Source organism: Neomegalonema sp. (genome assembly GCF_028688855.1).
In the GTDB taxonomy this organism is placed as follows: Bacteria; Pseudomonadota; Alphaproteobacteria; order Rhodobacterales; family Rhodobacteraceae; genus Neomegalonema.
Genome location: NZ_JAQTXI010000043.1, coordinates 1 through 9,612, shown reverse-complemented (window position 1 = coordinate 9,612; position 9,612 = coordinate 1). Strand labels below are relative to the sequence as shown.

At 64.6% G+C, this 9,612-nt stretch carries 11 protein-coding genes; 9 read left to right on the top strand and 2 right to left on the bottom strand.

Annotation, left to right across the window (positions count from 1 at the left end):
• The coding region (locus PHN62_RS17280; protein ID WP_300152673.1) for a hypothetical protein at positions 1–269 on the top strand (269 nt) is incomplete at its 5' end.
• A gap of 209 nt (positions 270–478) precedes the next feature.
• Positions 479–1,333 carry a class I SAM-dependent methyltransferase gene (locus tag PHN62_RS17275; protein WP_300152671.1) on the top strand — a complete coding sequence of 285 codons (855 nt, stop codon included), beginning with the start codon at positions 479–481 and terminating at the stop codon, positions 1,331–1,333.
• Positions 1,334–1,338: 5 nt separating this feature from the next.
• Here PHN62_RS17275 and PHN62_RS17270 read toward each other — a convergent pair whose 3' ends face one another.
• Together PHN62_RS17270 and PHN62_RS17265 are read right to left on the bottom strand one after the other, a co-directional pair.
• Positions 1,339–2,613 (bottom strand): glycerate kinase, encoded by a 1,275-nt coding sequence (locus tag PHN62_RS17270; RefSeq protein ID WP_300152670.1) that lies wholly within the window; start codon positions 2,611–2,613, stop codon positions 1,339–1,341.
• A 120-nt stretch (positions 2,614–2,733) separates the two neighbouring features.
• Positions 2,734–3,396, bottom strand: coding sequence for an outer membrane protein (locus tag PHN62_RS17265; RefSeq protein WP_300152669.1), 663 nt, complete (start codon positions 3,394–3,396; stop codon positions 2,734–2,736).
• Positions 3,397–3,739: 343 nt separating this feature from the next.
• Here PHN62_RS17265 and PHN62_RS17260 point away from each other — a divergent pair, with 343 nt between their 5' ends.
• The 7 genes from PHN62_RS17260 to PHN62_RS17230 all read left to right on the top strand — a co-directional run bounded on the left by PHN62_RS17260 (position 3,740) and on the right by PHN62_RS17230 (position 9,462).
• Positions 3,740–4,090 (top strand): hypothetical protein, encoded by a 351-nt coding sequence (locus PHN62_RS17260; RefSeq protein WP_300152667.1) that lies wholly within the window; start codon positions 3,740–3,742, stop codon positions 4,088–4,090.
• 174 nt (positions 4,091–4,264) lie between these two features.
• On the top strand, positions 4,265–5,470 hold the full coding sequence (locus tag PHN62_RS17255; protein WP_300152665.1) for an MFS transporter: 1,206 nt from the start codon (positions 4,265–4,267) through the stop codon (positions 5,468–5,470).
• Positions 5,471–5,772: 302 nt separating this feature from the next.
• Positions 5,773–7,044, top strand: coding sequence for a site-specific integrase (locus PHN62_RS17250; RefSeq protein ID WP_300152664.1), 1,272 nt, complete (start codon positions 5,773–5,775; stop codon positions 7,042–7,044).
• A 228-nt stretch (positions 7,045–7,272) separates the two neighbouring features.
• Positions 7,273–7,758, top strand: a complete 486-nt coding sequence (locus PHN62_RS17245) for a Panacea domain-containing protein (RefSeq protein WP_300152662.1) — start codon at positions 7,273–7,275, stop codon at positions 7,756–7,758.
• Positions 7,759–8,178 (top strand): hypothetical protein, encoded by a 420-nt coding sequence (locus tag PHN62_RS17240; RefSeq protein WP_300152659.1) that lies wholly within the window; start codon positions 7,759–7,761, stop codon positions 8,176–8,178.
• A gap of 444 nt (positions 8,179–8,622) precedes the next feature.
• The gene (locus tag PHN62_RS17235) at positions 8,623–9,024 is read left to right on the top strand and encodes a hypothetical protein (protein WP_300152658.1); all 402 of its coding nucleotides are present in this window, start codon (positions 8,623–8,625) and stop codon (positions 9,022–9,024) included.
• Between the two features lie 3 nt (positions 9,025–9,027).
• Entirely contained in the window at positions 9,028–9,462 is a 435-nt protein-coding gene (locus PHN62_RS17230; RefSeq protein ID WP_300152656.1) for a hypothetical protein, read from the top strand.
• The last annotated feature ends 150 nt before the right edge of the window (positions 9,463–9,612 follow it).

The following is a 9,612-nucleotide window of genomic DNA, read 5'->3' as shown; positions in this document are numbered from 1 at the left end:
TGGGGCGGATCGAAAGCGGCGAATTGTCGGAGGTTCTGCGCTGCGTCGAGCAGAGGGTCGTCGAGGTCCGGCCCGGCGTGATCCAGCTCGACGGCGGGGCCGGAGGATTCCGGAACGCGGATTCAGGGGCGCTCGTCCTGAGAGCTTCGACCGGAACGCCTGTCGGCGTCGTCTCCTATTTTCACGGCGCCGGACGTGAAGACGAGCAATTCATCATGCCTTGGCCGGGCGCATGGGCCAGAGCCGTCAGGGGGGCGTGGGGCGGGTAGACAGTCCTGGAAATTCCCTTTACGCATCAGTGACAGCAAAAGAGAGGCTAGACAATGCATCCATCTGATGCACATGGTTTTCGTCAGTCCCTCCGGACCCACCATGGTTTCGAGGCCGCGGTCCTCCCGACGATCCTGCGGTCCCTGCGGCGCGAGCGCCCGTCCAGCGGCCTCGCCGGACCCGGTCAGGACAGGGAGGGATTCCGGACATGAACGACGAAACCGACCCTCCGCGCCGCGCGGCGTGGTTCGCGGCCAACCGGCGCAACTGGGACGACCGCGCCGACATCCACATCCGCGACGAAACCGGATTCTACGGCGTCGAGCGCGCGGCGCGCGGCGAAACCCTGCTGACCCCCATCGAACTCGCCGAGATCGGCGATCTCGAAGGCCTGCGCGTCGCGCATCTGCAATGCCACATCGGAACCGACACCCTGGCTCTGGCGCGCCTCGGCGCGGCGGAGGCCGCAGGTCTGGATTTCTCGCCCCGCGCGATCCTCCATGCCCGGGATCTGGCGCGACGCTCCGGACTCTCGGGCGCGAGCTTCGTCGAGGGAGACGTCTACGAGGCCCCCGCCCTGCTCGGCGGAGGCTTCGACCTCGCCTTCGTGAACTGGGGCGCCATCGGCTGGCTGGACGATCTCGACCTCTGGGCTCAGGCCGTCGCGGGCGTGCTGAAGCCCGGCGGAAGGCTCTATTTCATCGACGGACATCCGACGCTCATGCTCTTCGACGGCGCCTCCGCGCCCGAAGATCCGCGCGTGGGCTTCGACTACGCCACGCCTCGGGAGACGCCCCTCGTCTCGGATGAGGACTCCAGCTACGACGGCTCCAGCGCCAGGATCGCCCATCCCCGGACCCATGAATGGCTGCATCCGGTCTCGCGCGTGCTGGGCGCCCTGTTCAAGGCGGGATTCCGGCTGGATTTCCTCCATGAGCACGAGGCTCTGGCCTGGCGCTTCTTCCCCCGGATGATCCGCGGCGAGGACGGACTCCATCGCCTGCCGGAAGGCTCGAAGCGTCTGCCTCTGGCCTGGTCCTTCGGCGCGACGCTGACCGGCTGAAGCCTTCAGCGGATCAGGATCGCGCGGAAGTCGTTGACGTTCACGCCGGTCGGGCCGGTCGTGAAGAGGTCGCCCAGAGCCGCGAAGGCCTCCCAGGAGCGATGACGCGCCAGCAGACTCCGCCCGTCGAGGCCGAGACCCCGCAGACGCGCCGCGCTCGTCCCATCCGCGAAGGCGCCCGCGTTCTCCTCCGAGCCGTCGACGCCGTCGCTGTCCGCCGCCAGAGCCGAAAAGGACAGACCCTCGCCCGCCAGAGCCAGAGCCAGCGCGAATTCGCCGTTGCGCCCTCCCTTGCCCCCCTGCGCGCGGAGAGTCACCGTGGTCTCGCCCCCCGAGAGCAGCACCACGGGCCGCCGGAAAGGCCGATCCCGCAAGACCACCTCGCGCGCGAGGGCCGCATGGATCTTGCCCGCCTCGCGCGCCTCGCCCTCCAGAGCGTCCGAGAGGATCGCCGCCGCCACGCCCTCGGCTTCGGCCCGAGCGGCGGCCGCCTCCAGAGCGATCCGCGCCGAGGCGATCACATGGACCTCGTCGCGTCCGAAGCGCGGATCCGCAGGATCGGGCGAAGGATCCGCGTCGGAGGCCAGCCGCGCCGCCAGTTTCGGCGGAAGCTCCAGACGCCAGATCTCCGCCAGAGCGCGGGCCTCGGCGCGGGTCGTGCGGTCGGGGATGGTGGGGCCGGAGGCGACCTGCGCCGGGTCGTCGCCGGGGACGTCCGAGACGACCAGCGAAACCACCCGCGCCGGATGGGCCGCCAGAGCCAGACGCCCGCCCTTGATCGCGCTGAACTGCTTGCGGATGGCGTTCATCGCCGAGATCGGCGCGCCTGAGGCCAGAAGCGCCCGGTTCAGCGCGATCTCGTCCTCCAGCGAGAAGCCCGCAGGCGGATCGGGCAGCAGCGCCGAGCCTCCGCCGCAGATCAGCGCCACGACGAGATCCCGCTCCGTCAGGCCCGAGACCGCCGCCTTCAGCGCCCGCGAAGCCTCCAGACCCGCCGCGTCGGGCGTGGGATGGGCGGCCTCCAGAACCCGGATCCGCTTCGGCGGAGGCTCGACGCCGCCGCCATGGCGCGTCACGACCACGCCCTCCAGAGGCCCCGGCCAGAGCCTCTCGAAGGCCGCCGCCAGCTGCGCCGCGCCCTTCCCCGCCCCGACGACCACCGTCCGGCCTCCGGGAGGCTCGGGCAGAACCGCGCGCAAGGCGGATTCCGGATCGACGGCCTTCACCGCCGCCTGAAAGAGGCGGGTCAGAAAAGCGCGGTCCTGCGGCTGCGTCTTCATGGGGGCGGCTCCTGCGGCGAAAGGCGGGAGCCGGATCATGCGCGTCGGAACGCCGAAAGAAAAGGCGCGCCCGATCCCGCGATCCGGCGCGCCGCGTCATTGTCCGCCGGAGGCGGATCCTCAGAACTTCAGGCCGACGCCGACGCGCACGTCATGCGCCGTGAGGGAGGTCTTGAGCCTGGCCGTCGCGCCTTCTCCGACCAGGACGTCGGTCTTGGCGTCTCCGTAGTCGGAATAGCGATATTCGACGCGGGCGACGAGGCTTTCGGTCACGGCGTATTCCGCGCCCGCGCCGAGGCTCCATCCATAGGCCTTGTCGTTGGTGTCCTCGCCGCGATATTTCGCGATCCCGAGGCCGCCCGTCACATAGGGCATGAATTGGCCGAGGGCGTAGCCCGCGCGCGCGCGCAGACCGCCGGTCCACTTGATCCGGTCGTAGACGTCCTCCTCGCCCAGATAGGCGGAGCCCTGATAGACCTTGGCGGCGCCGGTGCGGCGCAGGTTCGTGATGTTCAGATCCGTCTCGAGGCCCAGAACGAAGCCGCTCGCCATCTGCTGCATGTAGCCCACGTAGACGCCGCCGCTGAAGTCGCCGAAATCGCGCTCCGCCCGCATGTTCTGGACGCGGTCCTTGAGCTCGGCGTGCGTGTAGCCCGCCTGCAGACCGGCGTAGACGCCGGTCCAGACGACTTCCGTCCGGGCTCCGCTCCATCCGGCGCCGCCGGCCATGGCCCCGCTCAGGCTCAGGATCGCCATCGGGAAGGCGAGGATCAAGGCTCTCATGTCAGTCTCCGCAAGCAACAGCTTCGATGCATGCGGAGGTTTTAGGGGACAGGAGCCAAGGAAACGTAAAAAGAGAAATCGGTGAATTATATATCCCATAAGGAATATCATGCGGAGCCGCGCCGGAAGGCGTCCGGCCCCCTGGCCGCCGCCTCCGGAGAACGCGCTCCGCCGCGCAAGGGCGCCTCATGGCCGGGCCGGGCCGAGGCTGGCCGCATCAGGACGCAGAAGGATCAGGACAGGAACACGAAAAGAGGCATGTCTCATTTCAAGCTGGATATTGATTTGAACCCCGCCTTGAGGCAAGATTTATGTGTCGTTTTGATACGAAATCGAGGTTGCGATGAACGTGCTTCAGGGGATGTGGTCAAGCTTCGCGCGGAGTCTCCAGACTCCGCAGGGCTTCGGGTTCGGCGGATTCCGTCCGGGCCTCAATCTGAATTTCGGGGGATTCTCTCCGAATTTCGCTTCGGGCTTCGGCGGCGCGCGCCCCGGCCTGAGCGTCAGCGTCAATTTCGGCGGTCCTTCCGCCGCGAACTTCAACCGCTTCGGCTTCGGCGGCGCCGCCGCGCCCTGGAGCGCCGGAGGACAGGGCCTGCAAGGCTCCGTGAGCTTCGGCGGCGGCCAGAGCAGCGTCGTCCTCTGCGTGAAGTCGCCGGGGTCTCCCTGCACCTGCAAGGCGGGCAAGAAGTAAGAGCCGGAGCCTTTCCGCCGAGGCGGGAAGGCTCCATGTCCCGGCCTGCCGCATCCTCCGGACGCCGACCTTCGGAGGTCGGCCCGCGCATGCCTCAGGCCCTTCGGAGACGGCGGGAGCCGGGCGACTCGCGGGGGGATGGAGCCTCCTACAGGCGCGCCGGGGAGAACGGCGATGTTCAACCGGAATCTGACGCTGATCTGGGCGGGGAATCTCCTGCTCGGCGCCGCGACGCCCATGCTTCTGCTGCTGGCCGGCTTCGCGGGAGTCTGGCTTGCGCCGAGTCCTCTCTTCGCCACGGCGCCCATCGCCGCGCAGGCTCTGGCGGGCGTGCTGACCGCCACGCCGATGTCTCTGCTCATGGGGCGTCACGGGCGTCAGGCGGGCTTTCTGCTCGGCGCGGCCCTGATGACGCTGGGCGGCGCCCTCGGGGCGGCGGCCTTGCTGCGTCAGGATTTCCTGTTGCTCTGCTTCGCCCACGCCCTGCTCGGCGGCGGTCTGGCCTGCGCGAACTTCTTCCGCTTCGCCGCCGCCGAGACCGTCGCGACGATTCGTCAGGCTGCGGCCATGTCCCTGACGGCGGCTTCCGGAGTGGGCGCGGCCTTTCTCGGGCCCGAGCTTTTCGCGCGCGTCCATGACGGCCTCGCGCCGACGCCTTTCGCAGGCGGCTATCTGGCGGTGGCGCTGCTCGGGAGCCTCGGGGCCTTGCCGATCCTGGCCTTGCGGCTTCCGGCGCCGGTCCGCTCCGGAGCCTCCGGCGGAATCATGACCGGCCTCAGGCTTTCGGGACGCGACCCGCGGATTTCCTCGGCCATCGGGACGGCGGCGGTCGTGCAGATGCTGATGATGTTCGGCATGGCCGCGGCGCCCATGGCGATGATCGGCTGCGGATTCGGCGAGGGCCAGGCGGCGGAGGTCATGCGCTGGCATGCGGCGGCGATGTGCGTCGCGGGACTGGCCGCCGCCCCTCTGATGCGGCGTTTCGGCCCGGAGCGCGTCGCGGCCTTCGGTCTGGCGACGCAGATCCTCAGCGGGGCGATCGGCGCGACGGATCCCGCCCTCGCGCATGTGCATCTGACGATGATCCTCCTCGGCGCGGGCTGGAGCTTCGGCTTTCTCGGCGCCGGACAGATGCTGATGGAGGCGGCGTCTCCGGAGGAGCGTCCTCTGGCGCAAGGGATCAATGAAACGGCGGTCGGCCTGGCGGGGGCCGGAGCTTCGCTGCTCTCGGGCGCGGCGGCCTCGGCGGCCGCGGACTGGGGATGGCTGACCGCCCTTCCGCCGCTCGCGCTGGGCCTGACCGCCCTGACCCTGCTGAGCCTCGGGCGCCGAGGACTCCCGGAGCGCGCGCCGGACAGGCTGGAGCGGCGGCTCGGATGAGGCGCATTCCGTGACGAGTCACAGCTTCGCGCCGGAAGGCGCGCTGTGCGGGGGCAGTTAAGTCATTGAAAATATTGGCGCACCCAAAGGGATTCGAACCCCTGGCCTCTGCCTTCGGAGAAATCATGCTTGGCCTTTTCACGGCTTCGCTCCGATTGGCTTGAGTTATCCAACGCTCTGAAAAACAACCCCTATCTCATGGCTTCGGCTTTTCCTGCCTTGTCGAGAAAACGCGCGCTTTCTCCCTGATCTGCTTCCTATATGCTTCCTGTGATGACGCCTGCCTTTCTACAGGAAGCACGATGGCCCGGCTGACCAAGACTTTTGTGGACGGGCTGAAGCCCGGCGAACCTGACTATATCATGTGGGATGACGCCTTGCCGGGCTTCGGCGTCCGCGTCTGGCCTAGCGGCAAGAAGGTCTATCTGGTGCAATATCGCGCCGGACGACGGCAGCGCCGGATCAAGATCGGCGCTCATGGAGCCTTCACCGTCGAAGAGGCGCGCAAGGAGGCGCGGAGCATCCTCGGCAACGTGGCGCGCGGCGAAGATCCTCAGGAGGAAAAGCAGACTCGCCGAAAGTCCCTCACCGTCGCCGAGCTGTGCGACGATTACGTCAAGGCCGCCCAGAAGGGGTTGATCTTCGGCAAGGGCGGCGGCGCGAAGAAGGCTTCGACCTTGGCGACCGACACCGGACGAATCGAACGCCATATCAAGCCGCTTCTCGGCAAAAAGCTTGTGATCGATCTGAAGCGCGCCGATGTGGCGGGCCTCGTTCGGGACGTGACGGAAGGCAAGACGGCCACCAGCGGGAAAAGCGACAAGCCGCGCGGGAGGATCAAAGTCACTGGCGGCAAGGGCACCGCCGCCAGAACCAAGGGGCTGCTGGGCGGGATCCTCAGCTATGCGGTCGAATGTGGCGTCATTGAAACCAATCCGGCCACGGGTGTGCGCACCGCCACCGACAATGTTCGCCATCGACGCTTCAGCGACGCCGAACTTGAGGCTATCGGGGCGGTCATCAGCGAGGCTCACGACCAACATTGGCAGGTGATCGCCTTCACACGGCTGACCTTCCTGACAGGCTGGCGGAAAGCCGAAATCGAATCTCTTCGATGGGATGCGATCGATCTGGACCACAGCACCGCGATTCTGGCTGACAGCAAAGAGGGTCGATCCATTCGCCCCTTGGGCGCGAATGTGGTGGCGCTGCTCACAGCCCTGCCCAGACATGGGGAATTCATCTTGCCCTCACCGCGCGCCGGTCTGCATTTCGCAGGCGGCTACAAGGCGTTTCTACGTCTTTGCGATCGGGCTGGCGTCTCTGACGTTTCGCCCCATACCGCCAGGCACACGCTGGTGACGAAGGCGCAGGAACAGCTTGGAATCGCCGAGGCCATTGCGGGTGCGGTGGTCGGCCACAGAAAAAGCCTGACCGTCACCGGGCGGCACTACACCCACTTCGCACCCGATTTTCTGATCGAAGCCGCCACGGCCATCAGCGGAGAAATCGCCCGGATCATGGGGTTCGCTGACCTGATCGGTGCTGCGGTTCACGCCGAGGAAAAAGCCTGAATCCTTGCAGACTTAGACATTTTTGCGGTGTTACAGGTGTTACGGGTGTTACGACGCTGTTTTGATTGATTAAATCCTGTAACACCTCCTGAATTTCGAGGTGTTACAGGGTGTTACAATCTGCTGCGCAACGAAAGATTTGATGTGTCTGAGACAACGCAGCGCTAGGAAATCAGCGCTGACCAGCTATATTGAAGCACACCACATCCAACTAGGGAGGCGAAGAGCATGAAGATCTATTCTGTTGATATTATTGCAGATTATTTTCGCTCGCGCACCGACGCGGACGTAGGTGATCTGATTTCGAATCTGAAGTTGCAAAAGCTCTGCTACTATGCTGCTGGAGTCATGGCAGCGGCGCGCCAAAATGACGACCGCCCCTTGTTCGCCGAACGGATCGAAGCATGGCAGCACGGCCCGGTTGTCCCTTCGCTGTACCACTCATTCAAGGAATATGGTTCGAACGGCATCCCACCCATCACAGGTGTTGACTTCAGTGAAATCGACGCGCGGGATCGCACAGTTCTTGACGATGTTTACAACTACTACGGTCAATATTCCGCATGGAAGCTGCGCAACATGACGCACGAAGAAGCGCCTTGGCTGAATGCCTATGAGCAAGCCGACGGCACCATAACCACTGCCGCGCTTCGCGAGTTCTTCATTGGCGAGTTCGATGAAGACTATCTGAAGTCCTATCAATCGGCGGCGTAATTGGCTGGGCTGAAGGCGAAGCGATCCAAAGATAGTCGAAAACCGACCCAAAAGATTGGTTCGGTTGCTTCGGAGAACGCGGATACGATGCCGCCGATCTTTGCTTTCGACAAAATGCAGGACGGGTCCGGCTATAGTGTAAACTGTTGTGACCAAGGCCACCAAGCTGCCGCCCTGCGGAAGATCTTCACACTTTCAAAGATGACTTGGAACGAGATTCAGAACGCCCCCCGGCATGGCCTAGGCACCGAAAAAATTGCTCGGAAAGCAATCAAGGCCGCCATTCCGATTGATGTGACCGAGGATGTAACATTCTTGGCGCTTCGCTATAACGGCAAGGCCCCGATGGTCGGCTATCGGGATGGCAGAACATTCCACGTCCTGTATCTAGATCACACCTTCACCGTGTATGATCATTAAAAGCACCCTGAAACAGTCTTAACAGCGATCGCAGCATTTCGGCCGCGCCTTATCAGGTGCGGCCTTTTTTGCGTCTGTTATCCAGTCATTCAGGTGCGTTATTGCCCTCCCCAATGGCCCAAGTCATTTTTGCGCCTCATCACGCGGGGGGCGGGCTTTTTCAGAGAACCATTCCGCAAGGATCCGCCGAACAGCTTCGGGCCGCGTTGGTGAATCGACTTGCCCTGCGCAGAACGCATCAAGCTGCGCAAGCATGGGCTGATGAATCCGAACGACAACTTGCGTTCCCCATCCTGTAGGCAGGGGGCCACGTTTGCCTTTCCGCGCTAGCGGGGTTTTCTCTTGCTGCATCATGGGAAACAGTGCTACCGAAGAATCAGGCCGAAGGGAAGCACCACCTTCCCCCGGCCCTAACCGCAACGACAAAATGGAGTTTTTGTCGCAATGGCTGATTCATGCCCTATCACGCGCCGAAATGCGCTCAAAGCCGCCCTTGGCGCTTCCGCTCTCTCGCTGCCCGCTCTGGCCCTCGAGGCTGCGCCCGCCGATACGCTCGGCGCGTGGCTGGATCAAGAAGCTTTCCTCGCTGACCGTGAACGCTTTTTGGTGCGTGAAGCCTGTGCGAAAGCTTGCGCGGAGGGTCGCAGCGAGGCCGAAGCCGAGGAAGAGATTCTGAAAGAAACCTATGCTCTGGAGCGGGCGCATATGGCGAAGCTCTCGGAAATGCGCATTGGGAAGCCTGCGACCGCCCGGCGCGTGTTAGGCTGGATTTCAGAGGAGTGGCGGGGGCGGCAAGAGTTGATGACCGCCGCTCTGGACGCCTATCTCGCCGGATTGGAGGGCTGATCAATGACGACAAAATCGAAAACCCCGCCCCCGGTCCATCCGCATTCTAATTCGCGCCCGCCAACTTTTGGCGAATGGTTCCAGCGCCTTCGGGACGCGAAGCGCGCCGCCGCTGTGGAAGTCTCCCACGGCTGGCTCGACATTCGCGCCCGCTACGGGAGCTTAGACGCCGCGCCGATTTCCCTCCTGTATGGTCTGGATCAGAGCGCGCATCTTCGGCATGTCGTCCCCGTTTGGATGGAGCTTCCCGACGCCGCGCCCCCCGCGACCGGAATCGATCTTCACGCTCTCCTGGACGAGATTGAAGCCGCAAGCGATGGCCGCTTGTCGCGTCCCGAGACGCCGGAAAGCGCCTTGTTCGGGGTTCTTCGGAAGACTCTGGCGCAACTCTCTGTCGGCCCCTTGCCGAAGTGTGATGACGGGTGCGCTGATCTTTGAAGCCTCTCGGTGGCGCGTCCAATTTAAGGTCTGTTGACGTTCATCTGAGTCGGATGAGGGTTGCCGCGATGGCGATGAAAGCTGAGAAGCTTTGGTCTGTCTTGCAGCACCTCATTGCGACGCCTCTGAATTCTTTGAGTTTCGCGAAGA